The 23,945-nt window shown below is 71.5% G+C and carries 22 protein-coding genes (1 of these 22 running past the window's edge); 12 read left to right on the top strand and 10 right to left on the bottom strand.

All coding sequences use genetic code 11. The features are described from left to right. The 3 genes from AC1Q87_RS11840 to AC1Q87_RS11830 all read right to left on the bottom strand — a co-directional run. On the bottom strand, positions 1 to 1,033 hold the 5' portion of the coding sequence (locus tag AC1Q87_RS11840) for a histidine kinase dimerization/phospho-acceptor domain-containing protein (protein WP_492609283.1). Its footprint begins 125 nt before the window's first position; the window shows 1,033 of its 1,158 coding nt (coding positions 1-1,033); its start codon is at positions 1,031 to 1,033; its stop codon lies off the left edge, out of view. Between the two features lie 377 nt (positions 1,034 to 1,410). Continuing rightward, positions 1,411 to 2,109 (bottom strand): response regulator transcription factor, encoded by a 699-nt coding sequence (locus tag AC1Q87_RS11835; RefSeq protein ID WP_492609126.1) that lies wholly within the window; start codon positions 2,107 to 2,109, stop codon positions 1,411 to 1,413. 5 nt (positions 2,110 to 2,114) lie between these two features. Beyond that, positions 2,115 to 3,542: a DUF4153 domain-containing protein gene (locus AC1Q87_RS11830; RefSeq protein ID WP_492609125.1), complete on the bottom strand. Its 1,428-nt coding sequence runs from the start codon at positions 3,540 to 3,542 to the stop codon at positions 2,115 to 2,117. A gap of 180 nt (positions 3,543 to 3,722) precedes the next feature. Here AC1Q87_RS11830 and dapB point away from each other — a divergent pair, with 180 nt between their 5' ends. The 5 genes from dapB (at position 3,723) to dut (ending at position 10,524) form a co-directional block, all read left to right on the top strand. Further along, on the top strand, positions 3,723 to 4,493 hold the full coding sequence (gene dapB / locus AC1Q87_RS11825; RefSeq protein WP_492609282.1) for a 4-hydroxy-tetrahydrodipicolinate reductase: 771 nt from the start codon (positions 3,723 to 3,725) through the stop codon (positions 4,491 to 4,493). Next, positions 4,493 to 5,920 (top strand): amidase family protein, encoded by a 1,428-nt coding sequence (locus tag AC1Q87_RS11820; RefSeq protein WP_492609124.1) that lies wholly within the window; start codon positions 4,493 to 4,495, stop codon positions 5,918 to 5,920. Before dapB ends, AC1Q87_RS11820 begins: the two co-directional genes overlap by 1 nt. 68 nt (positions 5,921 to 5,988) lie before the next feature. After that, positions 5,989 to 7,917, top strand: a complete 1,929-nt coding sequence (locus AC1Q87_RS11815; RefSeq protein WP_492609123.1) for an alpha/beta hydrolase family protein — start codon at positions 5,989 to 5,991, stop codon at positions 7,915 to 7,917. 108 nt (positions 7,918 to 8,025) lie between these two features. Beyond that, complete coding sequence (locus tag AC1Q87_RS11810; protein ID WP_492609122.1) at positions 8,026 to 9,963, top strand: alpha/beta hydrolase family protein; 1,938 nt, start codon at positions 8,026 to 8,028, stop codon at positions 9,961 to 9,963. Positions 9,964 to 10,059: 96 nt separating this feature from the next. Beyond that, positions 10,060 to 10,524, top strand: a complete 465-nt coding sequence (dut, locus tag AC1Q87_RS11805; protein ID WP_183775280.1) for a dUTP diphosphatase — start codon at positions 10,060 to 10,062, stop codon at positions 10,522 to 10,524. Here the strand turns inward: dut and AC1Q87_RS11800 are convergent. From AC1Q87_RS11800 to AC1Q87_RS11780, 5 genes are all read right to left on the bottom strand, one after another. After that, a complete protein-coding gene (locus tag AC1Q87_RS11800) occupies positions 10,521 to 12,530 on the bottom strand; it encodes a TonB-dependent receptor plug domain-containing protein (RefSeq protein ID WP_492609121.1) in 2,010 nt (669 codons plus the stop codon). The two genes, dut and AC1Q87_RS11800, sit on opposite strands and share 4 nt — an antisense overlap. An 82-nt stretch (positions 12,531 to 12,612) precedes the next feature. After that, complete coding sequence (locus AC1Q87_RS11795) at positions 12,613 to 12,885, bottom strand: hypothetical protein (protein ID WP_492609120.1); 273 nt, start codon at positions 12,883 to 12,885, stop codon at positions 12,613 to 12,615. After that, positions 12,882 to 14,177 (bottom strand): glycolate oxidase subunit GlcF, encoded by a 1,296-nt coding sequence (glcF, locus tag AC1Q87_RS11790; RefSeq protein ID WP_492609119.1) that lies wholly within the window; start codon positions 14,175 to 14,177, stop codon positions 12,882 to 12,884. The genes AC1Q87_RS11795 and glcF overlap by 4 nt, the downstream gene beginning before the upstream one ends. Next, positions 14,177 to 15,394, bottom strand: coding sequence for an FAD-binding protein (locus AC1Q87_RS11785; RefSeq protein WP_492609118.1), 1,218 nt, complete (start codon positions 15,392 to 15,394; stop codon positions 14,177 to 14,179). Before AC1Q87_RS11785 ends, glcF begins: the two co-directional genes overlap by 1 nt. Before the next feature lie 2 nt (positions 15,395 to 15,396). Next, positions 15,397 to 16,884, bottom strand: coding sequence for an FAD-linked oxidase C-terminal domain-containing protein (locus AC1Q87_RS11780; RefSeq protein ID WP_492609117.1), 1,488 nt, complete (start codon positions 16,882 to 16,884; stop codon positions 15,397 to 15,399). 175 nt (positions 16,885 to 17,059) lie between these two features. On the opposite strand from AC1Q87_RS11780, the gene AC1Q87_RS11775 reads away from it, so the two are divergent. From AC1Q87_RS11775 to AC1Q87_RS11765, 3 genes are read left to right on the top strand one after another with little or no spacing between them, the layout of a single operon-like run. Beyond that, entirely contained in the window at positions 17,060 to 17,797 is a 738-nt protein-coding gene (locus AC1Q87_RS11775) for a GntR family transcriptional regulator (RefSeq protein ID WP_492609116.1), read from the top strand. Further along, complete coding sequence (locus tag AC1Q87_RS11770) at positions 17,794 to 18,186, top strand: c-type cytochrome (RefSeq protein WP_492609115.1); 393 nt, start codon at positions 17,794 to 17,796, stop codon at positions 18,184 to 18,186. The genes AC1Q87_RS11775 and AC1Q87_RS11770 overlap by 4 nt, the downstream gene beginning before the upstream one ends. 21 nt (positions 18,187 to 18,207) lie before the next feature. Then, positions 18,208 to 18,681, top strand: coding sequence for a hypothetical protein (locus AC1Q87_RS11765; RefSeq protein ID WP_492609114.1), 474 nt, complete (start codon positions 18,208 to 18,210; stop codon positions 18,679 to 18,681). Positions 18,682 to 18,685: 4 nt separating this feature from the next. On the opposite strand, the gene coaBC is transcribed toward AC1Q87_RS11765, so the two are convergent. Further along, positions 18,686 to 19,879: a bifunctional phosphopantothenoylcysteine decarboxylase/phosphopantothenate--cysteine ligase CoaBC gene (gene coaBC, locus AC1Q87_RS11760; RefSeq protein WP_492609281.1), complete on the bottom strand. Its 1,194-nt coding sequence runs from the start codon at positions 19,877 to 19,879 to the stop codon at positions 18,686 to 18,688. Positions 19,880 to 19,995: 116 nt separating this feature from the next. Here coaBC and AC1Q87_RS11755 point away from each other — a divergent pair, with 116 nt between their 5' ends. The 4 genes from AC1Q87_RS11755 to AC1Q87_RS11740 all read left to right on the top strand — a co-directional run bounded on the left by AC1Q87_RS11755 (position 19,996) and on the right by AC1Q87_RS11740 (position 23,493). Then, complete coding sequence (locus AC1Q87_RS11755) at positions 19,996 to 20,526, top strand: hypothetical protein (protein WP_492609113.1); 531 nt, start codon at positions 19,996 to 19,998, stop codon at positions 20,524 to 20,526. Positions 20,527 to 20,617: 91 nt separating this feature from the next. Further along, positions 20,618 to 21,619: an NADPH:quinone oxidoreductase family protein gene (locus tag AC1Q87_RS11750; protein ID WP_492609112.1), complete on the top strand. Its 1,002-nt coding sequence runs from the start codon at positions 20,618 to 20,620 to the stop codon at positions 21,617 to 21,619. Between the two features lie 93 nt (positions 21,620 to 21,712). Then, positions 21,713 to 22,567, top strand: a complete 855-nt coding sequence (locus AC1Q87_RS11745; RefSeq protein ID WP_492609111.1) for an SDR family NAD(P)-dependent oxidoreductase — start codon at positions 21,713 to 21,715, stop codon at positions 22,565 to 22,567. Positions 22,568 to 22,620: 53 nt separating this feature from the next. Next, a complete protein-coding gene (locus AC1Q87_RS11740) occupies positions 22,621 to 23,493 on the top strand; it encodes a DMT family transporter (protein ID WP_492609280.1) in 873 nt (290 codons plus the stop codon). Here the strand turns inward: AC1Q87_RS11740 and AC1Q87_RS11735 are convergent. After that, positions 23,490 to 23,918 carry a YkvA family protein gene (locus tag AC1Q87_RS11735; protein ID WP_492609110.1) on the bottom strand — a complete coding sequence of 143 codons (429 nt, stop codon included), beginning with the start codon at positions 23,916 to 23,918 and terminating at the stop codon, positions 23,490 to 23,492. The two genes, AC1Q87_RS11740 and AC1Q87_RS11735, sit on opposite strands and share 4 nt — an antisense overlap. Positions 23,919 to 23,945: the final 27 nt, after the last annotated feature.

The following is a 23,945-nucleotide window of genomic DNA, read 5'->3' as shown; positions in this document are numbered from 1 at the left end:
CGCCCCCCCCCCCCCCCCCCCCCCCCCCCCCCCCGGGCCCGTCGTCGGCCGCCACGATCCGCACTTGGCCCTCGAACGTCCGCAGGGACAGCGTCGCCTGGCGCGCGCCCGCCTGGCGGCTGTTCTGCAACAGCACCCCGACCACCGCCTCGATGGTCGCCGCCGGGACCGCGACCGGCGGCAGACCAGGCTGAACCTGCGTCTCCACGTGAAAGCCGCCGGCGTTCATCGCGTCAGCGGCCCGCTGCACCGCGGTGCCGGCGTCCGTCGACAGCCCCGCCTCCGGCCGCGCCATGTCGGCCCGCGCCAGGTCCAGCAGCCGGGTGACCAGCTGCGACAGCCGCGCGGAGTCGGCGGCGATGTTGCCGAGAAAGCGCGAACGCTCCTGCGGACTCATCTCCTCGCCGTGGTCCTGCAACAGCTCGACCGCGCCGCTGATCCCGGCGAGCGGGGTCTTGAACTCGTGGCTGACCGAGGCGGCGAAGTCGCGCAGATAGCCGCTGCGCCGCTCGATCGCCGCCGACATCGCCCGGAAATCCTCGTAGAGCGACTGGATCTCGACCGCCGCCGTTGTCGGGGTCTCCAGGGTCTGCACACCGCCGGCCGCCACCTGGCGCGAGGCCGCGCTCAGCTCCTCGATCGGCCGCGTCACCCCGCGCGAGACGAGGCCTGCCAGCACCACCAGCAGCGCGGCGATGCCGACCACGCCGATGGCGATCTTGCCCCTGTCCTCGTAGATGCCGCGGAACAGCGCCCGCGGCGAGCGCGACAGCAGCACCACCCCGACCACGCGGCCGTCGACCTCGATCGGCCGCGCATGATGCAGCCGCAGGCCCGAGGCCCGGCTCAGCCACTCCAGCGAATAGCGCGGGCGATAGTCGCCGACCCGCCGCAGCACCGTGTCGGGATCCCCGGCCAGGGCCGATCGCACCTCAGGCAGCGCCGCCAGCGAACCGCCCCCCGGCGCGATCGTCCCGCGCGCGTCGAGCAGCACCACCGAGGCCAGGGTCGTGCGTACGGTCTGGTCGATCATCGGCTCCAGCCGCCGGGCGATCTCCGCCGCCGTCGCGTCCGGCGGCCCGCTCGGGCTCGGCGCCGGACGCTCGGGCAGCAGCGGCGAGGCCTGCAGGTCGATGGTGCTCGGCTCGGGGGCGTAGCGGCCCTGGGCGGGAGGGCCGGCGGCGAGCGGCGGCGGCGCGCCGGGCCAACCGACCGCAGCGGCCGCCGCGATCGCCGCGCCCTGGGCGACCAGCTCGGCCTCGGTCTGGCGCACCAGGGTGTTCTCGTAGACCCGCAGGAAGATCGCGCTCAGCCCCGGCATGGCCGCGGCGAAGAACAGCACCGCGAACAGGATCACCCGCAGCCGCAGCCGCGGCCAGCGCCGCTTCAGGAACGTCTTGGCCGCGCCGATCACGCGCCCTGGCCCAGGCAGGCCCCCAGCCGGTAGCCGACCCCCGACCGCGTCTCGATCACGTCGTGGGCGCCCAGGGCCGCGAACTTGCCGCGCAGGTTGCGCACATGGCTGTCGACCGTGCGGTCGGTGATCGCAAAGCCCGGCCCGCGCAGCCGGTCGATGATCGCGTCGCGGGTGAACACCTTGGCCGGCGCCGCAGCCAGGGTCCGCAGGATGCCGAACTCGGTCACGGTCAGGGCCAGCGGCTGGCCGTCCCAATGCGCCAGCCAGGCGTCGGGGTCGAGGCTCAGCCGCCCGCGCGCCACCTCGCCGCCGCCCGCCGCGGCCGGCGCCGGCCGCGCCCGGCGCAGGATCGCCGTAACCCGCGCCACCACCTCGCGCGGGCTGAACGGCTTGACCACGTAGTCGTCGGCCCCGAGCTCGATGCCCAGCACCCGGTCGATCTCCTCGTCGCGCGACGACAGGATCAGGATCGGCAGCTCGCTCCGGGCCCGCAACTGGCGGCAGACGTCCAGCCCGTTCATCCGGGGCATGTTGAGGTCGAGCACCAGCAGGTCGGGGGCGGCGCTCTCCGCCTTCGCCAGCGCGGCCTCGCCATCCTCGGCCTCGACCACCTCGAACCCGGCCTTTTCCAGGGCGAAGGCCAGCAGCTGGCGGATGTGCGGGTCGTCGTCGGCGATCAGGATCTTGGCCATGAGCGTCATGTTCCGGCTTGCACGGGCGCCGTCAATGCGGCCGCCGCATCCAGCCGCCGCTGCCCGCGCCAGGTCCAGGTGCGCCAGCGCGCCTGGCGCGCCGCCAGGTCCGCCTGCGCCTCGCGCTGCGCGGCCCGGACCTCGGCGGCCAGGGTCGGCGGCAGCGGTCGCCCGGCCAGCTGCGTCAGCGGGACCAGCGCCGCCGGCCCCAGCTCGCGCAGATGCCAGAGATCCAGGCTCGGGTCGCGGGGATCGCCGGTCGCCTCGCGCGCGTGGCGCACGTTCCAGCTCGCCGCCACCGAGCCGATGTCGGCGATGGCGACGGCGGTCAGCACCGCCGCCAGCGCTGTGGCATTGGCCCCGATCAACCAGCTCGCGCTCTTCTCAGCGACCAGCCGCACGCAGATCAGCACCAGTCCCAGCCCGACCAGCCCCATCCAGATCAACGCCGAGATCCGCAGCTGCGTCAGGCCGTAGGCCTCCACATAGTCGAGCGTGCGCAGGGCGCTGGAGGCGACCAGCAGCAGGTTCTGCGCCACCCAGCCGATCACCAGCCAGCGCACCGCCCGCGACTGCGCCGCCCCCGGCCGCAGGAAGACCAGCACGAAAGCCCCGGCCAGCAGCGCCGTGACGATCAGCAGGTAGGCGCCGCGATGCGCGTATTCGGCGAAGCTCACCCCCTCCGGCAGCGGCGCGCCGCTCCACAGGAACGCCAGGTCGAGGCCGTTCTGCAGCGCGAACAGCGCGTTGAACACCACCAGCGAGATCGTCACCGACGCAGAGGCGACGCCGGGTCCACGGCTGCGCCAGACCGGCGCGAACCGCCGCCGCGCCCCGCGCGGCCGCAGCAGCGCCCAGGCGATCATCGCCATCCAGATCCAGAACAGCAGCCGCGGCAGCGAGAACGGCGGCAGCCGCCAGGCCGCCAGCCCCTGCTCGATCAGCGGATTGGCCAGCACGAACAGGCCGAGGAACATCGCCCCGCCGATCACCGGCAGGGCTGCGGCGACCAGCAAGCGCCTCACGGCCCCCGGCCGAGCACCTCGCGCGGCGGCTCGGCGGATGTCGAGCACCGGGGCCGGAACCGCCAGCAGCCCGGCCCGCAGCAGCCGCAGCGCCCAGTCGCCGACGTCGCTGCGCGCGCCGGCCCGCGGCGACAGCACCGCCACGCCCAGCGCCAGCGCCGCCATGAACCAGGCGATCAGGCCCGGCCGGTCGATCAGCAGCAGGCCAAAGCCGCCGGCGAGCGCGAACGCCGCCAGCGCCCGGCGGTCGCGCCAGGTCTCCGGATGCGCCGACGCCGCGACGGCCAGCGCCGCCAGCATCAGCAAGCCGAGATTGGCCCCGATGTCGTGGTCGAACAGCAGCACGTCGGCGACGGCGACCAGGCCGGCGGCGAGCACGGTCTTGAGGCGGAACGAGCGGGCGGTCATGCGAACGGCTCCGGTTGCAGGAGCGCCAGCTATCGCCCGCCGGCTTCCAGTCCTGCGGGAGCGGCCGTCCACGGCCCAAGGCGTTGCCGTGCAGAAGCCGTGCAGGCTGGCGCCTTGACCGCGACCGCCAGGACGGGAGACTAGCGCGCTCAAGTTTTCGCCGCGTCGGAGTCCTCCCCCCTGTCCAGTCCCATCGACATCGCCGTGGCCGGCGCGCTCGGCCGCATGGGCCAGGCCGTGAGCGCCGTGGTCTCCGACCGCCAGGACGTCCGCCTCGCCGCCCGCTTCGAGCGCCCCGGCGTCGAGGGCGAAGGCCTGGTGCCGCTCGACCAGGCGCTGGAAAAGGCCCAGGTCGTCATCGACTTCACCACACCGGCCGCCTCGGTGGCCCTGGCCCAGGCCGTCGCCGCCCGCGGCGCCCCGGCCCTGGTCATCGGCTCGACCGGCGCCTCGCCCGAGCAGATCTCCGCCATCGAAGCCGCGGCCAAGTCCGTCCCGATCGTGTTCGCCGGCAACTACTCGCTGGGGGTCAACATGCTGATGGGCCTGGTCGCCCAGGCCGCCAAGGCGCTGCACGCCGACGCCTACGACATCGAGGTCACCGAGAGCCATCACAAGCGCAAGGTCGACGCCCCGTCAGGCACCGCCCTGATGCTGGGCGAGGCCGCCGCCCGCGGCCGCCAGGTCGCCCTGGCCGACGTCGCCCAGCGGGTGCGCGACGGCATCACCGGCGCCCGCCCGACCGGCGAGATCGGCTTTTCGGTGATCCGCGGCGGCGGCATCATCGGCGAGCACTCGGTGATCTTCGCGGCCGAGGACGAGATCCTGACCCTCAGCCACTCGGCCCGCGATCGTGGCCTGTTCGCGCGCGGCGCGGTCGAGGCGGCCCGCTGGGTCGCCGGCCGGCCGCCCGGCCTCTACGACATGCAAGATGTCCTTGGGCTGAAATGATGGCCGACCTCCTCGCCCGCGACGCCACCGGTCAACTGTCGGCGCTGAGGGCCAAGGAGGTCTCCGCCGTCGAACTGCTGAAGCTGGCCCTGGCCCGCCACGAGCAGACCCACGCCCGGCTCAACGCCGTCGTCGCCGCCGACCTGGAGCGGGCGCTGGACCTGGCCAAGGCCGCCGACGACCTGCGCGCCAAGGGCGCCGGCGGGCCGCTGACCGGCCTGCCGATGACCATCAAGGACACCTTCGACGTGATCGGCATGGCCGCCTCGTCGGGGATCGAGGCCCTGCGCCGCCGCAAGCCCGACGACGCCGCCGTGGTCGCCGCCGCGCGCCAGGCCGGGGCGGTGATCTGGGGCAAGACCAACGTGCCGGTGATGGCCGCCGACTGGCAGTCGTTCAATCCGCTCTACGGCGCCACCAACAATCCGTGGGACCCGACTCGCGTCCCCGGCGGCTCGTCCGGCGGCGCGGCCGCGGCGCTGGCCGCCGGCGTCACCGCCCTGGAGATCGGCTCGGACATCGGCGGCTCGCTGCGCGTCCCCGCCAGCTTCTGCGGCGTCTTCTCGCACAAGCCGACCTGGGGCCTGGTCTCGCAGGTCGGACACGTGCCGCCGGCGCCCGGAACCCATGCCGAGCGCGACCTCAACGTCGTCGGGCCGATGGCCCGCTCGGCCCGCGACCTGCGGCTGCTGCTCTCGATCCTGGCCGAGGGCGTCCCCGCCAAGGCCGAGCTCGCCGATCTCAAGACCCTCAAGCTTGGCCTCTGGCTGGACGGCTTCCCGCTCGACCCCGAGGTCCGCGCGGTGCTGGAGGACCTGGCCGGCCGGCTGCGCGCGGCGGGGGTCGAGGTGCGGCCGATCTCGGCCCCGGCTCCGCTCGACCAGCTGATGGACGCCTACCGCGTGCTGCTCGGCTCGCTGGTCGCCACCGACATGCCGCCGGCCGCCCAGGCCGCCATGCGCCGGATGCGCGCGCCCGCCGCGATCGCTCTGGCGCTGGGCGCGCGGCGTGAATCCTGGGCCGGCCTGACCCGCGCCTATACCGCCAGCCACGCCGAGTGGATCGCTGCCGACGAAGTCCGCGCCCGGCTGCGCAGCACCATGGCCGAGGCCTTCGACGCCTTCGACGCCATCCTCGCGCCGGTCGCCCCGACCGTCGCCTTCCCGCACGACCACAAGCCGTTCGCCGGCCGCAGGCTGAAGACCAGCGACGGCGTCGCCATCTCCTATCCGGCGATGCTGAACTGGATCGCGCTGGCCACCGCCTGCCACCTGCCGGTGACCACGATCCCGGCGGGCCTGGCCGCCAGCGGCCTGCCGGTCGGCGCCCAGATCATCGGCCCGCACGCCGCCGACTCCCGCACCCTCTCCATCGCCCAAGCCATCGACGAGGCGCTGGGCGGCTACGTCGCCCCGCCGCCCGGATAGCCCCCGCAACCCTTGCATGCAGCGTCGCGGCATGTACCCTTGTCGCGGGCATTCCGGGGGAAAGTGTATTGCAGCGTAGAGTTCTGGCGGCCGCCGCGACGGCGGGCGTCCTTGGTTTTGTCGCGTCTGCGCAGGCTGGGCCCCCGCCCGCCTCCGCCTATGGCAGGTATCCCGCCGTCTCCTCCGCCGCCATCTCGCCCGACGGCCGCCGCATCGGCATGCTCGGCGGCCAGGACGACAAGCGCTTCGTCTCCATCGCCACCATCGACGAGCCCAACGTCCCGGTCGTGCCGCTCGGCGCCGGCGAAGGACTGAGCCTGGCCTGGTCCGGCAACGATCACCTGCTGTTGCGGACAGCGTTCTGGTTCTCGCCGCGCCCCAAGGAGATGCACCGCTTCGAGCGCCACATCTCGATCACGCCCGACGGCAATATCGCGACCCGTCTGCTGGAGAACGAGACCTACTCCCAGCACTTCTACAACCAGCCGATCATGGCGACGCCGCCCAACGGATCGGACAAGGTCGTGCTGCGCGGCGGCGCCAACGGCGGCAACGAGGGCACGGTGATGGCCCTGTGGCGGGTGGATCCGGCCACCGGGCTCGGGGAAACGATCGCCAAGGGCGTGCGGACGACCCGGCGCTGGAGCGTCGATCCGACCGGCGCGGTCCGCGTCCGCCACGACTACGACTCCAACCGTATCACCGACGTCGAGGCGATCCACATGTCGCGGCCGGGCCAGGGCGCGGCGCTCTGGACCCGGTTCTGGACCACCCCGCTGGGCGGTCGCGAGCGCTACCTCGGCTACTCGGCCCCCGAGGACTCGGTCTACCTCTTCCTCGAAACCGGCGAGATCGTCCGCAAGCGGGTGAGCGACGGCGCGACGGAGGTCGCCGACCGGCCTTCCCCCGACACCTCGCCGTACATGTTCTGGGATCTCACCACGGGCTCGCCCGTCGCGATCGTCAGCGAGGGCGCGGGCGCCACCGGCTACAAGTGGCTCGATCCGGAGATCGGCGGCGTCCACGGCGCGCTGAGCAAGATCTTCAAGGGCCACGAGATCTCGCTGATCGACTGGTCGGACGACCGCAACCGCATCGTCTTCAACGTCGAGTCGCGGACCATGCCGGACGCCGTCTATCTCTATGACCGCAGCCGCAAGGAGGTCTCGCTGCTGGGCGAAGACTATCCTGAGCTCAAGGGCGCGCCGATCGCCCAGGGGCGCTGGCTGAGCGTCAAGGCCCGCGACGGGCGGATCATCCAGGCCCACCTCACCTTGCCGCCGGGCGCGGCGGCCGGGTCGCGGCCGCCGCTGGTGGTGATGGCCGGCGAAGGCCCCGGCGTCGAGACCCGCGCCAGCTTCGACTACATGGCCCAGTTCCTGGCCAGCCGCGGCTACGCCGTGCTGCAGCCCTATCATCGCGGCCTGTGGGGCTTCGGCGACGAGTTCTACGAGGCCGGCTTCGGCGAGTGGAACGGCAAGATGCAGACCGACATCCTCGACGCGGTGGCGGCGGTCGGCGGCGAGGTCGACGCCGCGCGGCCCTGCATCGTCGGTCACGACTTCGGCGGCTACGTCGCCCTCAGCGCCGCCGCCTTGCATCCGGACGCCTACCGGTGCGCCGCGTCGATCGGCGGCTTTTCCGACCTCGGCCTGCTGATGGCCAACAATCGCTACTTCTATGACTACGAGTCGCAGGCGCTGGAACGGCTGCGCGAACGTATGGGCGGCACGGGCAAGAACCGGCTCAGCGGCGCCTCTCCGGCCCGGCTCGCGGGCAAGATCGACGGCCCGGTGCTGTTGATCCACGGGGCCAACGACACCGAGGTCGACCCCGAGCAGTCCAAGGTGATGGCGGACGCGCTGAAGTCCGCCGGCAAGCCGTTCGAGCACGTCGTCATGAAGGACGAGGCCCACTACTTCTCCCGCGGGACCAACCGGGTGCAGATGCTGGAGATGCTGGAGACCTTCCTCGCCAAGAGCTATCCGGCCAGCTGACGCGAATCTTTGGGTGCGGCGCCCCGTCTGGTTGCGCGACTGCGCCGTATCCTTATAGAGCCGTTCCGGGGGACTTCGGCTCGGCCGCATCCAAGGAATAGCTCAGCCATGCGTATCATCACGGCCGTCGCGCTCGCGACCCTCGCGGGCGCAGCCCATGCTGCGCCGCCGCCGGCCACCGCCTTTGGTCGCGTCCCGGCCGTCGTCGACACCGCGATTTCGCCCGACGGTCGCCGCGTCGCCCTGCTCGGCGGCACGTCCGAGCAGCGCTACGTCTCGATCGCCACCATCGACGACCCGAACATGCCGGCGCTGGCGCTCGGCGACGCCGAGGCCGTCGGCCTGAGCTGGGCCGGCAACGACCACGTCCTGGCGCGCATGGCCTACTGGCGCTCGGAAGGCCCGCGCCTGGCCTACCGGTTCGAGCGCAACGTCTCGATCAACACCCAGGGCCAGGCCGTGGCGCGCCTGCTCGAGGCCGACGCGTTCTCGCAGTACCTCGTGAGCCAGCCGGTGCTCGGCGTCGTCGCCGGGCCGCCGACCAGCGTCTACGTGCTGGGTCTGACTCCGATCGAGGCCAGCAGCAGCATGGACACCCGCATCAAGCGCAAGGGCGCCGAAGGCTGGGCCTATGCGCTGATGAAGGTCGATCCGGCCACGGGCAAGGGCGTGCGCGTCGAAAAGGGCGACTCCGACACCATCGGCTGGGAGCTCAACCCGGCCGGCGAGGCCAAGGTGCGCCTGGACGTCGACGAGCTGACCCACAAGTTCGAGATCTACGCCCGCTCCGGCGCCCGCGCCTGGACCCAGATCTGGCAGGGCGGCGACTACGAGAGCCGCCGCCAGTACCTCGGCTATTCCGCGCCCGAGGACTCGATCTACCTCGCCCTCGACAACCGCATCGTCCGCAAGTCGCTCGCCGGCGGCGGCGAACAGCCGGTCGGACAGCCGCTCAACGGCGTGTCGCCGAACATGCTCTGGGATCCGCACCGCGTCGCGCCGGTCGCCATCGTCGGCGGAACCGAGAAGCCGGTCTACGAATGGCTGGACGCCGAACTCGGCGCCACCCACGCGGCGCTGGCCAAGGCCTTCAAGGGCAAGGACGTCTCGCTCACCGACTGGTCGGCGGACCGCACCCGCTTCCTGGTGCGGGTGAGCTCCCCCTCCTCGCCTGGCGCCCGCTACCTGTTCGACAAGACCCGCAAGGAGCTGTCGCCGCTCGGCGACGAGTATCCCGAACTGAAGGACGCCGCCCTCGGCCAGACCAGCTGGATCACCTACAAGGCCCGCGACGGCCTGGAGATCCCGGCCTATCTGACCCTGCCCCCGAGCCTGGCGGCCGGCGCCAAGCCGCCGCTGATCGTGCTGCCGCACGGCGGGCCAACCGCGCGCGACGATTTCGACTTCGACTACATCGCCCAGTTCCTCGCCACCCGCGGCTACGCGGTGCTGCAGCCGCAGTTCCGCGGCTCGTGGGGCTTCGGGGCCGCCTTCGAAAAGGCCGGGGCCGGCGAGTGGGGCGGCAAGATGCAGACCGACCTGCTCGACGGGATCGCCGCCGTCGCCGACAAGGCCGACGCCGGCAAGGTGTGCATCGTCGGGGCCAGCTTCGGAGGCTACGCCGCCCTGGCCGGCGCCACCATGCATCCCGAGGCCTACAAGTGCGCCGCCTCGATCGCCGGGATCGCCGACCTCGGTCTGCTGCTCGAACAGCTGTGGCGGACGTCGGGCGACGACGCCGCCGGCATCGGCGAGCTGCGCGCCATGCTCGGCGCCGCCGACAAGGGCAAGCTCAACGCCACCTCGCCGGCGCTGCTGGTGAGCAAGACCACCGCCCCGATCCTGCTGATCCACGGCGACCAGGACACCGTCGTCGCCCCGCAGCAGTCGCAGGCGATGGCCAACGCCCTGAAGGCCGCAGGCAAGCCGGTCGAGTACGTCGTCCTTCCGGGCGAGAACCACTACATGACCCGCTCGGCCACCCGCACGCAGATGCTGCAGGCGCTGGAGACCTTCCTGGCCAAGCAACTGCCGGCGACGAACTGACCAGGCCCTTTCCGCTCTAAGCCCCGGCCGTCGCCCTTGAGGCGGCGGCCGGGGTCTGGCATTCCGCGCTCACACTCCAAGCAAGGGCGACCCCGGATGACTGAAACGCGCGGCCTGACGGCGACCTTCAAGCGCTGGGAGGGCAACCACGACCTGCCGCTGCCCGCCTACGCCACCGCCGGCGCCGCCGGCTTCGACTTCCGCGCCGCCGTGCCCGAAGGCGAGACGGTGACGATCGAGCCGAACGCCCGGGCGCTGATCCCGACCGGGTTCGCCGTCGCCCTACCGATCGGCTACGAGATGCAGATCCGCCCGCGCTCGGGCCTGGCCGCCAAGAACGGCGTCTCCATCGTCAACACGCCCGGCACCGTCGACTGCGACTATCGCGGCCAGATCCTGGTCTGCCTGATCAATCTCGGCGCCGAGGCCTTCCACGTCCGCCGCGGCGACCGTATCGCCCAGGGGATCATCGCCGCCGCCCCGCAATGGACCCTGGTCGAAGCCGACGAGCTCGACGACACCGTTCGCGGCGCCGGCGGCCACGGCTCGACCGGCGTCTAGTTGAACGCCTTGCGGACGCTGAGCCGCACGTTGCGATAGCTCTCCTCGTCGCGCCGTTCGGCGTAGACGAGGTCGGCGACGTGCCGCAGTCCGGCGTGCACGTCGCGCTCGCTCCAGGCGCTGCGGCCGGTCAGGTTGTTGACCTCCAGCCGCAGGGTGACGTCCGAGCGCGGCGAATAGTCGACGAAGGCCGAGGCCCATGGTTCGGCGCCGCTGACCTCGGTCCCGTCGAACCGGTAGGCGGTCTTGTCGGTGAAGCCCGACAGGTTGACGCCCCAGGTCGCGTTCCACTCCGGCAGATCCTGGGTGAAGGCCGCATTCCACTCCAGCGCCGACTGGCCCGAATAGCTGCGGCGCTCGCCGGTCGCCGCGTCGGTCACTTCCGAGCGCACCGCCTTCAGGCCGGCCTTCAGCAGCCCGCCGGAAATCCCGCCTGCGTCCAGCGGCAGGGTCGAGTTCACCTCGAGCATCTGGCGCAGGCCCGGGCCGACATTGCTGCGCGCGTCGAACAGGCCGTTCGGACCGGCGACCGGCGCCAAGCCGATGACGTCCTCGATCTGCTCCTGGCGCAGGATCGCCGCCAGCGCCCCGCGGCCGGCGAACCGCTGCTCGAACGCGACCTCGGCGCGCAGGGTCTGGGTCGGGGCCAGCAGGCCCGCCCCAGCGGTCACCACCCCGGTGTACATGTTCACCGAGGCGACGAAGTCGTTGAAGTTCAGCTGCCCCACCTCGCGCTCAATCCGTACACGGATCAACTGTTGCGCGTTGGGCGTCCAGGTCAGGGCCGCCGAGGGCTTGGCGAACTCCAGGCCCTGCTCCTCGCCATGGCCGGGATCGAGCACCGAGGCCTCGAACCGCAGGCCGGCCTCCAGCGCCAGCACCGGCGAGGGCTGCCAGACCCCGGTGGCGAAGCCTTCGCCGCGCCGTTCCTCGACCCGCGCCTGCGAACCCGGCGCCGGGACAAGAACGCCGCCGACCATCAGGGCGCTGTCGCCCTCCAGCCAGTTGAACGCCGCCTCCAGCCCCGTCTCCAGCGATAGCGAGTCCCAGCCGTGGAAGCGCAGCACCGCGCGCCCGACGGTCTCGCCGGACTCGTCGAAGCGGCGATAGCCGACGGTCTTGGCGGCGGTGACCGAGGTCGCCCGCGTCTCGTTGGTGCGCCACGAGCGCAACGCCACGGTCTCCAGCTCGGCCCCGCCGCCCAGCGGCGCGACGTAGCGGCCGCCGAATTCGCCGCCGGCCCCACGATAGGATTCGGTCAGCACGCCCAGGCCCTGCGGGTAGTCGAAGACGTCGCGTTCGGTGATGTCGCTGGTGTCGCGGTAGCTGCGGACGTTCAGTCGCACGTCGCCGACCGGCAGCGCCGTCTCGTAGGCGAGCGCGCCGACGATCGAGTCGGCCGGCTTGTCGCTGCCGATCTGCGAGTCCATCAGCAGCCGCCCGTCGCCGGCGGTCCGCACCCGATGCGTCCGGCGCCGGTCGTGGGTGTCGCCGAGCGAGTAGCTGGCCGCGGCCTCGAAGACGTGCGCGCCCAGCCGCGCGGCCAGGTCGGCGGCGACCTCGCCCTCGTTGCGGCCCTGCGCGTCGAGGGTCAGGGTGTCGGCCAGCGTGACCGTCCCGCTGACGCCGCCGCGCGGGTCGCGGATGACGTTGGCCACCACCGGCTTGCGCTGCATGTCGATCCCGGGCGCGCCGCCGCGGATCACGTCGATGCGGATCACCTGGTCGGCCGGGATGCGGGCCAGCACGTCGCTCAGCGAGTCGCTCTTCGACGAGGGCCGGCGCCCGTCGATCAGCACATTGCCCGCCGCGCCCGACAGGCCGCGCACGGCGCCGCCGCCGTCGAAGGCGAAGCCGGGGATGCGGTCGATCATCGCCTTGGCGTCGGCGGGCCGCGAGGCGGCGAAGAAGCCGCCGTCATAGCTGGTCACCGCCTGGTCGGCCGGCGCGGCGCCGGCGTCCTGGGTCAGGGCCGCGGCCAGCAAGGCGATCGACAGTACTCCCACGCGCGTCCCCCTTCCGAACTAAGCGGCTGATCTACGGCTGAGTACGGCGGATGTCTACGGCGCGAACGGCGGTTTATCGCTCTCAAGACCCTTGCGGCGGTAACGCTTTCTGGAGGTAGGCGACAATCGCCGCCTGATCGGCGCTCGACGCCTCGGCGCCCTTTTCGACCATGGCCTGGACGACGTCGCTCCAGGCGGCGTTCTTCTGGCTGCGATGCACCAACACCTCGGCCTCGTGGCAGCCCGTGCAGACCCGCACGGTCTCGCTTCGGCCGGGCCCCGCCGGCAACTCGTCCGCAGTCTGCGCCGACGCCCCGGTGGCGGCGATCAGGACGAGCAGCGCCAGCCGCCTCACACGCGCCCCGCCAGCGCCGCCGGCGCGGGACCGCCCGCCGCCCAGTCGAGCAGCTCGACCGTATGCACCACCGGCACGCCGGAACCGCCGGCGATTTGGGTCAGGCAGCCGATGTTGCCGGCCGCGATGACGTCGGGCCTGGTCGCCTCGAGGTTGGCGATCTTGCGATCACGCAGGCGTCCGGCCAGCTCCGGCTGCAGAAGGTTGTAGGTGCCCGCCGATCCACAGCAGATGTGCGGCTCGGCCGGCTCGACGATCGTCAAACCTGCCGCTTGCAGCAAGGCCTTGGGAACATTGCCGATTTGCTGGCCGTGCTGCAGCGAGCAGGCTGAGTGGTAGGCGACCCGCAGCGACGGGATCCCGACCTGCGGCAGCGGGCCAAGCCCTTGAAGAACCTCGGTAATGTCCTTGGCGAGGGCCGAGACCTTGGCCGCCCGCTCGGCCCATTCGGCAGATTCCCGGAAGACGAAGCCGTAATCCTTCACGGTAGTCCCGCATCCGGAGGCCGTGATGATGATCGCATCGAGCCCCTCGCCCTCGATTTCACGGGTCCAGGCGGCGATGTTGGCCTGGGCCAGGACGTGCGACCGGTCGGCCTTGCCCAGGTGGTGCGGCAGCGCCCCGCAGCAGCCGGAGCCGGGCGCGGTGACCACCTCGACCCCCAGACGGTTCAGCAGCCGGATGGCGGCGGTGTTGATCTCGGGCGCCAGCACCGGCTGCGCGCAGCCAGCCAGCAGCGCCACCCGCGCCCGCCGCTCGCCCACGGCCTTGAATACCTGAGCCTTTTCCGAAGGATCGCGCGGCGGCAAGGTCGCCGGCGCCATCGCCGCCATGCCCTTCAGCCGCCCGGGCAGCAGACCCGCGAACGGCCGCCCGACCTGCGCCAGCCGCAGCGTCCAGCGGAACAACGCACGGTCCGGCAGCACCCGGGCGAGCATCCCGCGCAGAAAACGCTCCGGCCACGGACGAACATGATGCTCTTCGATGTAGGCCCGGGCGTGATCGACCAGATGCATGTAGTTCACGCCCGACGGGCAGGTGGTCATGCAGGACAGGCAGGAGAGGCAGCGGTCGACGTGCTTGACCGCGCGCGGCGAGGGCGGCCCGCCGCTCTCGAGCATCTCCTTCATCAGGTAGATCCGGCCTCGCGGGCTATCGAGCTCGTCGCCCAGCAGCAGGTAGGTCGGGCAGGTCGAGGTGCAGAACCCGCAGTGCACGCAGGTGCGGATGATCTTTTCCGACGCCGCGGTATCCGGGTCGGCCAGTTGCGCGGGCGAGAAGCTGGTCTGCATCAGGCGTACATCCGGCCGGGATTGAAGATGCGCTGCGGGTCGAACTGCGCCCGCACCCGCTCGGTCAGGGCCGCGACGCCAGGCGCCGGCGGCTGGAACGGCGCGGCCTGCGCCCGCACCTCGGCGTCGGCGCGCATCAGCGTCGCGTGGCCATCGCCGCTGGTGATCTGCGCCAGTACGTCGCGCACCCGCTCGGCGTGAGCGTCGGGCGCGGGCGGAAGCTCCAGCCACACCGCCCCGCCGCCCCAGTCATAGAAGCAGCGGCCGTTCAGCTCGTCCGTCAGCCGCCGCCCGACCGCAGCGCCCAGCATCGGCGGGACCGAGAGCTTCCAGACCTGGCCCTCGCCGCCGACGAAGGCCGCCGCGTCGGCGATCTCCTTCCAGGCCAGCTGCGTGGCCTCGCGGTCCAGCACCGCCTGCCGCGTCTCGCTGGACAGCACCTCGGCCAGGTGCGCGATCCGCGCGCTCACCGACGGGCCGACGCCCTCGACCCGCAGCAGCGTCACCGCGCCAGGCGCCGCCGAGAGCTCGCCGACCTGCGAGCGCGCGGCGACATCGGCCGGCAGGTGGGCGGCCGACGACACTTGGGCCGGGCAGCCGAGCGCCTTGGACATCACCACCATGGCCGCGTCGTCCGACAGGCCGCGGATCGCCAGGGTCTGGGCCTGCGGCGGCGCCGGCAGCACCTTCAAGGTCAGTTCGGTGACCGCGCAGAGCGTGCCGAAGCTTCCCGTCGCGAGCTTGGCGACGTCGAAGCCGGTGACGTTCTTGACCACCCGGCCGCCGGCCGCGAACGCCTCGCCAAAGCCGTTGACGCCCTTGATCCCCAGGCAGTGGTCGCGCGGCCCGCCCGCCGTCAGCCGGCGCGGACCGCCGCGGCCGGTCATCATCGCCCCGCCGACGGTGCCCTGGCTGGCCGCCAGCCCCCATAGCGGCCCGAAGTCCGGCGGCTCGAAGGCGAGGCACTGGCCGGCCTTGGCCAGCAGGTCGGCGACCTGCGCCATCGGCGTCGCCGGCTCGACGGCCAGGATCAGTTCCTCGGGCTGGTAGGTGACGACTTGGTTCAGCGCCGAGAGGTCCAGCACCTCGTCCGCCGCCACCGGCCGCCCGAAGCCGCGCCGCGTCCCGGTCCCGACCAGCTCCAGCGTCCGCCCCTGGGCCAGGGCGTCGGCGACAGCGGCGCGCGCGTCGTCTGCGGTCTTGGGCGCCCAGGCCACGCTCAGAACCGATCCAGTTCGGGGAAGCGGACCTTGCCGCCATGAATGTGCACCCGGCCGAGCTCCGCGCACCGGCAGAGCTTGGGGAACACCTTGCCGGGGTTCAGCAACCCGTCCTCGTCGAAGGCGCACTTCAAGCGCTGTTGCTGGTCGAGGTCGGCCGGCCCGAACTGCACCTCCATCAGGTCGCGCTTCTCAACGCCCACCCCATGCTCGCCGGTCAGCACCCCGCCGACCTCGACGCAGAGGGTCAGGATCGCCGCGCCCAGCTCCTCGGCCCGGTGCAACTCGCCGGGCACGTCGGCGTCGTAGAGGATCAGCGGGTGCAGGTTGCCGTCGCCGGCGTGGAAGACGTTGGCGATCCGCAGGCCGTACTCTTCCGAGAGCTCGGTCATCCGCCGCAGCACCAGCGGCAAGGTTCCGCGAGGTATGGTGCCGTCCATACAGTAGTAGTCCGGCGAAATCCGCCCCACCGCCGGGAACGCCGCCTTGCGCCCGGCCCAGAAGCCCTTGCGCTCGTCCTCGTTCATCGAGATCCGCAGGTAGCTGGCGCCGCAATCCTCGCCGATCTCGCGCACCACCTCGATCAGGTGGTCGACCTCGGCCGGCGGCCCGTCCAGTTCGATGATCAGCAGCGCCTCGACGTCCAGCGGATAGCCGACCTTCACGAACGCCTCGGCCGCGGCGATGGCCAGGCGGTCCATCATCTCCATGCCGGCCGGAATGATCCCGGCGGCGATCACCGCGGCGACGCAGGCCCCCGCCGCCTCGACCTCCTGGAAGCCCATCAGCAGGGCGCGCTGGGTCTCCGGAGCCTGCAGGATGCGGACCGTGACCTCGGTCACCACCCCCAGCAGACCTTCCGAGCCGCAGACCACGCCCAGCAGGTCCAGCCCCTGCGGGTCCAGGTGCTTGCCGCCCAGCCGCATCACCGTGCCGTCGATCAGCACCAGTTCCACGCCGAGCAGGTTGTTGGTGGTCATGCCGTATTTCAGGCAGTGCACGCCGCCGGCGTTCTCGGCGACGTTACCGCCGATAGAGCAGGCGATCTGGCTGGAGGGATCGGGGGCGTAATAGAACCCCTCGCCCGCGACCGCATGGGTCACCGACAGGTTGGTCACCCCAGGCTGCACCACCGCGCAGCGGTTGGCGTAGTCGATGTCGAGGATGCGGTTGAACTTGCCCAGGCCGAGGATCAAGCCGTCGGCCAGCGGCAGTGAGCCGCCCGACAGCGAGGTCCCAGCCCCGCGCGGCACCACCTTCAGCCCGACGCTGTGACAGTAGGCGAGCACCCTGCTGACCTGGTCGACGGTCTCGGGCAGCACCACGATCATCGGCCGCTGGCGGTAGGCGGTCAGGCCGTCGCACTCGTAGGCGGCCAGCCCTGCGTCGTCGGCGATCACGCCCTCGCCGGGGACGATCGCGCGCAACGCGGCGACGAACTCGCCGCGGCGGGCCAGCAGGCCCTGGTCGGGCGCGGGCATCAGCATGGCTGCGCCGTTCTCATCATGGCCGCCCGGCCTCCCCGCTCGAACTGACGGCTCGACATAGCCCGGCCGCTCGGCCATGACCACCGCCGCGGTGCGGCATGCTTCCCCTAGGTGAGCCCGTTTCGTATACTGAATACGAAAGTCCGGCTCGGTCGCCGGGCTGGGGCGTGGATTGATGGACGGCGATTTTCCTCTGGGCGACCCGCATGGCGCCACGCCGACCACGCTGAAGTCGCACATCCTGCGACTGCTGCGCCAGGCGATCCTGTCGGGGCGCTATCCGCCCGGCTCGCGCCTCAACGAAAGCCAGCTGGCCCGCGAGTTCGCCATCAGCCGCATCCCGATCCGCGAGGCGCTGATGCAGCTGCAGGAAAGCGGCCTGGTCACCAACCACGCCCGCCGCGGCATGTTCGTCACCCGGCTGACCGACGTGGACGTGCAGCGCATCAACAGCATCCGCGTGGTGCTGGAGGCCGAGGCCCTGCGCCTGTGCCGCGCCAACATGACCAAGGCCGCCGCCGCCCGGCTCAGCGCCATGGTCGAGCAGATGGAGGCCTGGGAAGTCGGCGACCGCCCGGCCGGGGCCACCACCGACTTCGAATTTCACCGCGAGATCTGGGCGCTATCGGGCAATCCGTACCTGGCGCGCACCCTCGACTCCCTGTGCACCGTGGTTTTCGCCCACGCCGCCCAGGATCGCGGCGAGACCATCAAGTGGCGCTTGAACCGTCATCGCGGACTTCTGGATGTGGTTTTGGGCCGCACCAACGTCTCGCCAGAGGACGCCGTGATTGCACACCTGAGGGTCTCCTATGACGAGCCGGAGAAATTCTCCAGCTACGCCGCGACGCAACGGACCGACGAGCCGGCCGTTGACCGCTCGCGGCCCAAGCGCCGGACCTCAGCACGATGAGCAGGATCACGCCGATGACCCCACGCAGCATTCTTGGCTTGACCGCCGGGTTCGCCCTCGCCACCGGCCTCGCTTCCTCGGCCGCCGCCCAGGTGCAGGGCGAGACGGTGTTCAAGCAGCAGTGCGGGACCTGCCACACCATCGCGCCCGGCGGCCCGGCCAAGCTCGGCCCGCCGCTCAAGGGCATGGTCGGGCGCAAGGCCGCGACGGTGCCTGGCTACACCTACTCCAAGGCGCTCTCCGCCTGGGGCCAGACCTGGACCACCGCCAACCTCGACAAGTACCTGGCCAAGCCTTCGGCGCTCGTCCCGGGCGGGAAGATGCTGGTCGGGGTGGCGAACGCCGATCAGCGCGCGGCGGTCATCGCCTATCTCGCAACCCAGAAGTAGCCGCCAACTCCCAGGTGACTCATGAACACGCTTGAACTCCGGCCGGGCGCCCGCCCCGCCGGGGCGCCGCCGCACGCCTGCCTGACGCCTCGCGCGCCGGACTACCACGCGCTGGGGACGTTCTCGGAGACCTGGGCCTTCCTGGAATACTTCATCGACCGCTGCCTGCAGGCCGGCGGCGGCGAGACGGCCAGCAACCGACCGCTGAGCCTGGCCGCCCGGCTTGAGGCCCTGGAGCGCCTCGACCTCGGTCCCCACGCTGGCGAGGCCGCCGCCCTGGTCGCTGAGGCGCGCGCGCTGGCGGACCGCCGGCAGGGCGCGCTGCAAGATCTGGCCCGCACCAGCCTCAACCGCATGGGTCTGGGCCAGTTCGACATCGACGGCGCCCCGCCCCGCGACGGCGACAAGGCGCTCGAGGCTCTGCATATGCGGACCTGCGACTTGGTCCGCCGCACCGTGATGCTGCTGTGCGCCCTGCAGAAGGCCGGGCGCTGAGGCCTCAGCCCAGCGCCTGCGCCATCCGCTCGGCGAGCTTGCGGGCCACCTCGGACTTGGCGGTCCGATCCCAGCGCTCGACGCCGTCCTGGGTGACGATCGACACGGCGTTGTCATCGCCGCCCATGGTGCCGGCGACGCTGACGTCGTTGGCGACGATCCAGTCGCAGCCCTTCTTGGCGAGCTTGGCCTTGGCATAGGCCTCGACGTCGTTGGTCTCGGCCGCAAAGCCGACCACCAGGGCCGGGCGGCGCGGCGACTTCGACAGCGTCGCCAGGATGTCGGGGTTCTCGACCAGGCTGATCGCCGGCGGGCCGTCGGCGCCCTTCTTCATCTTGGTCCCCGCCGCGCTCTCCGGGCGCCAGTCGGACACCGCCGCCACGCAGACCGCGATGTCGGCCGGCAGCGCCGCCTCGCAGGCGGCCAGCATCTCGCGGGCGGTCTCGATGTCGACGCGCTTGACCCCCACGGGCGTGGGGACGGCGACCGGGCCGGCGACCAGCGTCACCTCGGCCCCGAGCTCGGCCAAGGCCTGCGCGATCGCGAAGCCCTGCTTGCCGCTCGATCTATTCGTCAGCACACGGACGGGATCGATCGGCTCGGCGGTCGGGCCAGCGGTGACGATCGCCCGCTTGCCGGCCAACGGCCGCGCGGCCGGCCCCTCCAACGCCGCCAGGATCGCCTCGAAGATCGCCGGCGGCTCGGCCAGCCGCCCGAAACCGTACTCGCCGCAGGCCATCGCGCCTTCGTCCGGTCCGACGAACAGCACGCCGTCGGCCTTCAGCTGGGCGACGTTGCGACGGGTGGCCGGATGCTCCCACATCCGCACGTTCATCGCCGGGGCCATCAGCACCGGCTTGTCGGTGGCGAGGAGAGTGGTCGAGGCCAGGTCGCTGGCGTGGCCGTGCACAGCCTTGGCGATCAGGTCGGCGGTGGCCGGGGCGACGACGACGAGGTCGGCCGAGCGCGACAGCTCGATGTGGCCCATCTCGGCCTCGTCGGTCAGCGAGAACAGCTCGGAATAGACCTTGTCCTCGCTGATCGCGGCCAGCGACAGCGGGGTCACGAACTGCTCGCCGGCCTTGGTCAGGATCGGCCGCACGCCGATGCCTGCCTTGCGCAACAGCCGGGTCAGTTCCAGCGCCTTGTAGGCCGCGATGCCGCCGCCGACGATCAGGAGAATCCGCTTGTCCGACAAGGCTTCGTGCCCCTCCGTAATGGTCGCTCGGTCATAGGCCATACGAAGCGGCTGGACAAACGTCGGTTTCCGTTCTTAATTTGTTCCACAACTTGGCCGTGAGAGGGAGACGACGGATGGCTAAGTACAAGATTGCGTTGAGCCTGGGCCTGGCCCTGATCCTGACCACCGCCTGCGAGCGGCCTTCGGCCGTCGCCCAGAAGGACGAGGCCCCGCCGGCGTCGGAGGCCCGCCAGTTCGCCGCCGCGCCGTCCCGCGCGACGAGCGCGGCCCGCGTCGGCGAACCGGTGCGCGAACTCGACGGCCGCCCGATCTGGTCGGCCAGCCGCCGCGGCACCGCCGAGGAGAACGCCCGACGGGCCTTCGACCGCAATGGCGAGGCGTTCGGCGCCCGCGACCTCGACGACTTCGTGCGCAAGGCCCACGCCTTCATCGAGAAGCCGCCGGCCGGGACCCAGCGCCTGACGCGCGCCAATGGCGACGTGCTGCTCTACGACCCCAAGGGCAACATCTTCGCGGTCGCCACCAAGGACGGCGCGCCGCGCACCATGTTCAAGCCCGACGAGGGCGCCGCCTACTGGGACGAACAGAAGGCCCGCCAGGCGCGGCAGGCCTCGCGCGGCGGCGAAGACAGCGGCGAGAGCTGATCACTCAAACAAATGTTCGAACCGCCTCTTTCGTCGCTTCCGCCCCTGCGCTAGCGTCCGCGCCAATCAATTGCAGACGCGGGAGACGGACATGAAAGCGGTGCTCAGCAAGGTGACGGGCGGACCCGAAACCCTGGTGTACGAGGACGTGCCCGCGCCGGAGGTGAAGCCGGGCCACGCGGTGATCTCGGTCAAGGCCGTGGGCGTGAACTTCCCCGACGTGCTGATGATCGAGGACAAGTACCAGTCCAAGCCGCCGCGTCCGTTCTCGCCGGGCGGCGAGCTGTCGGGCGTGGTCAAGGCGGTCGGCGAAGGCGTCACCAACGTCAAGGTCGGCGACCGCATCCTGGCCAACACCGGCTCGGGCGGCATGGCCGAGGAAGTCCTGCTGCCGGCCAACCGCCTGTGGCACATCCCCGACTCCATGCCGCACGACATCGCCGCGGCGTTCATCCTGACCTACGGCACCAGCTGGCACTCGCTTAAGGACCGCGCCGACCTGAAGGCCGGCGAAACCCTGCTGGTGCTGGGCGCGGCCGGCGGCGTCGGCCTGGCGGCCGTCGAGCTGGGCAAAGCGATGGGCGCGCGGGTCATCGCCGCCTGCTCGACCCAGGAAAAAGTCGACCTGGCGATCAAGCACGGCGCCGACGCCGGGGTGGTCTATGGCCGCGGCCCGTTCGACCGCGACGGCCAGAAGGCGCTGGGCCAGCTGTTCAAGGAAGCCGGCGGCGAGCACGGCTTCGACGTGATCTATGACGCCATCGGCGGCGACTACGCCGAGCCGGCGCTGCGCTCGATCGCCTGGGAAGGCCGCTACCTGGTGGTCGGCTTCGCGGCCGGCGACATTCCGAAGATCCCGCTGAACTTGGCGCTGCTGAAAGGTTGCCAGATCGTCGGCGTGTTCTGGGGCACCTGGGCGGCGCGCAACCCCGAACTGTTCGCCAAGAGCATCGACGAACTGCTCGAGCTCTACGCCCAGGGCAAGGTCACGCCGCACGTCTCCGAGCGCTTCCCGCTCGAGCGCGGCGCCGACGCCATCGCCCACCTGGGCAGCCGCAAGGCCATGGGCAAGGTCGTCGTCACCGTCGACTGACGACACCGAAGTGGAAGCCGCCGAAACGGCTTCCACTTTCGCCTGCCCCGCTCTAGTTATCGCCGATCACATAAAAAAGATCGGGAGCGGAATATGGCGGGACGTCTGGACGGCAAGGTGGCGCTGATCACCGGCGGCGCATCGGGGATCGGCCTTGGCGCGGTCGAGTTGTTCGTCGCCGAGGGCGCCCAGGTCGTGGCGGCCGACATCCAGGACGAAAAGGGCGCGATGCTGGAGAAGCGCTTCCCCGGCAAGGTCGCCTACGCCCACTGCGACGTGACCAGCGAAGCCGAAATCGAAGCCGCGCTGCAGAAGGCCAAGACCGAGTTCGGCGGCCTCGACATCCTGTTCAACAACGCCGGCATCTCCGACCGCATGACTTCGATCGGCGAGATCACCGCCGACGGCTGGAGCTGGATCTTCGACATCCTCGTGCGCGGCCCGGCCCTGGGCATGAAGCACGCCGTGCCGCTGATGCTGGAGCGCGGCGGCGGGTCGATCATCAACACCGCCTCGATCGCCGGGCTGCAGGCCGGCTTCGGCCCGATCGCCTATTCCACCGCCAAGGCCGGCGTCATCCACATGAGCCGCGTGGCCGCCGCCCAGCTGTCGCCACAGAAGATCCGCGTCAACGCCATCTGTCCCGGCCTGATCGCCACCTCGATCTTCGGCGCCTCCTTCGGCCTGCCGCGCGAGGTCGCCGACCAGATGGCCGCCCGCGTCGCCGAGAACGCCGCTGCGGCCCAACCGGTGCCGAAGGCCGGCCTGCCTGACGACATCGCCCAGGCCGCGCTCTATCTCGCCTCGGACGCCGCGGCCTTCGTGTCGGGCACCCACATCGTCGTCGACGGCGGCATCACCGTCGGCGGCCGCCATTCGTGGGACGCCACCATGGTCTCGCCGTTCGCCACCATCCTTGGCGACCTGACGCCACCGGCGCAGTCTTGAGCCAGGGCGCCGGCAAGCCGCGTCTGGATCACAACGTCGAGGGGGCCCTCTGGATGGTCGCCTCGGCGGTCGGCTTCACGGCCATGACCACCCTGATCAAGTATCTGGGCGACGACTATCCGGCTGCTCTGCAGACCTTCTATCGGCAGCTCGCCGGCTTCATCGTGCTGCTGCCGATCATCCTCAAGCGCCGCGGCGCGGCCTTCGCGACCACGCGGCCGGGCATCCTGATCTTCCGCTCGGCCGCCGGCACGCTGGGGATGATCCTGTCGTTCTACGCCTTCCAGAAGATGCCGCTGGCCGACGCCAACGCGCTCTCCTTCACCCGCACGCTCTGGCTGGTGCCGCTGGCCGCCCTGGTGGTGCGCGAGACGGTCGGACCGCTGCGCATCGGCGCGGCGGTCGTCGGCTTCATCGGCGTGCTGATCATGCTGCGCCCGGGCGTCGGCGGCGAGTTCGCGATCGGCTGGCCGGCGGCCGCCATGTTGGCCTCGTCCTTCCTGTTCGCCCTGACCATCACCGGCATGAAGGTGATGACCCGCGACCACTCGCCGACCGTGCTGCTGGTCTGGTCGGCGACCCTCGGCCTGGTCATGGGCATCCCCGGCGCCTTCTTCACCTGGCGCTGGCCCGAGCCATTCGACCTGCTGCTGCTCGGCGCCATGGGCGTGCTCGGGACCATCACCCAGGGCTGCTACATCAAGGGCATGGCGATCGGCGACGCCGCGGCGATGGCGCCGATCGACTACATCCGCCTGGTGTTCACGGTGATCGTCGGTGTGACCCTGTTCCACGAGATCCCGACCATCTGGACCATCGCCGGGGCCGGCGTGGTCGTCGCCTCGACCCTACTGATCACCTGGCGGGAGGCCGCATTGAACCGGGCCGCCCGCAAGGCCAGCGCCGGGGACGAGGCCGCCGGCTAGTCGTCCTGGCGCTTCATGCGCTCGAGGATCTCCATGGCCTCGGCCTTGTGCCGGGGCTTCAGGTGGCGGCCGACGACGGCCAGCAGGGCGGCGAACACCGCCGCGTCGTCGGTGAAACCCACCACCGCCAGCACGTCGGGGATAGCGTCGGTCGGCAGCACGAAATAGGCGAGCCCGGCCATCATCATCGCGCGGGCCGTGGTCGGGGTCGCCGGATCCCTGGCGCAGAACCACACCGACAGGGCGTCGCTGGCGAACGGGATCTTGGCCGCCACGCGCCGGATCTTCGGCCAGAAGCCGCGGGCCACGCGGCGTTCGTTGACCCGCGCCACGGCCGGGGTCAGGGCCCGTGACGGGTCCAGGGCCTGCTGGGCGTCGAAAGCCTCGCCGTTGACGTGGGGTGACGCTTTTGAGTCCGCGCTCATCGGGCTAAAGCCTCGGATAACGAGATC

The sequence above is a fragment of the Phenylobacterium sp. GW823-FHT02A09 genome (assembly GCF_058797775.1).
Note: the sequence above shows the minus strand (reverse complement) of the source record. Positions and strands in the feature narration are given on the sequence as shown.

Coding starts and splice junctions, on each gene's coding strand:
- AC1Q87_RS11765 (WP_492609114.1), top strand. CDS start 18,208: ATGAACACGCTTGAACTCCGGCCGGGCGCCCGCCCCGCCGGGGCGCCG.
- AC1Q87_RS11810 (WP_492609122.1), top strand. CDS start 8,026: ATGCGTATCATCACGGCCGTCGCGCTCGCGACCCTCGCGGGCGCAGCC.
- dut (WP_183775280.1), top strand. CDS start 10,060: ATGACTGAAACGCGCGGCCTGACGGCGACCTTCAAGCGCTGGGAGGGC.
- AC1Q87_RS11820 (WP_492609124.1), top strand. CDS start 4,493: ATGGCCGACCTCCTCGCCCGCGACGCCACCGGTCAACTGTCGGCGCTG.
- AC1Q87_RS11830 (WP_492609125.1), bottom strand. CDS start 3,542: ATGACCGCCCGCTCGTTCCGCCTCAAGACCGTGCTCGCCGCCGGCCTG.
- AC1Q87_RS11750 (WP_492609112.1), top strand. CDS start 20,618: ATGAAAGCGGTGCTCAGCAAGGTGACGGGCGGACCCGAAACCCTGGTG.
- AC1Q87_RS11745 (WP_492609111.1), top strand. CDS start 21,713: ATGGCGGGACGTCTGGACGGCAAGGTGGCGCTGATCACCGGCGGCGCA.
- AC1Q87_RS11780 (WP_492609117.1), bottom strand. CDS start 16,884: ATGCTGATGCCCGCGCCCGACCAGGGCCTGCTGGCCCGCCGCGGCGAG.
- glcF (WP_492609119.1), bottom strand. CDS start 14,177: ATGCAGACCAGCTTCTCGCCCGCGCAACTGGCCGACCCGGATACCGCG.
- AC1Q87_RS11735 (WP_492609110.1), bottom strand. CDS start 23,918: ATGAGCGCGGACTCAAAAGCGTCACCCCACGTCAACGGCGAGGCTTTC.
- AC1Q87_RS11755 (WP_492609113.1), top strand. CDS start 19,996: ATGGCTAAGTACAAGATTGCGTTGAGCCTGGGCCTGGCCCTGATCCTG.
- AC1Q87_RS11835 (WP_492609126.1), bottom strand. CDS start 2,109: ATGGCCAAGATCCTGATCGCCGACGACGACCCGCACATCCGCCAGCTG.
- AC1Q87_RS11775 (WP_492609116.1), top strand. CDS start 17,060: ATGGACGGCGATTTTCCTCTGGGCGACCCGCATGGCGCCACGCCGACC.
- AC1Q87_RS11740 (WP_492609280.1), top strand. CDS start 22,621: ATGGTCGCCTCGGCGGTCGGCTTCACGGCCATGACCACCCTGATCAAG.
- AC1Q87_RS11770 (WP_492609115.1), top strand. CDS start 17,794: ATGAGCAGGATCACGCCGATGACCCCACGCAGCATTCTTGGCTTGACC.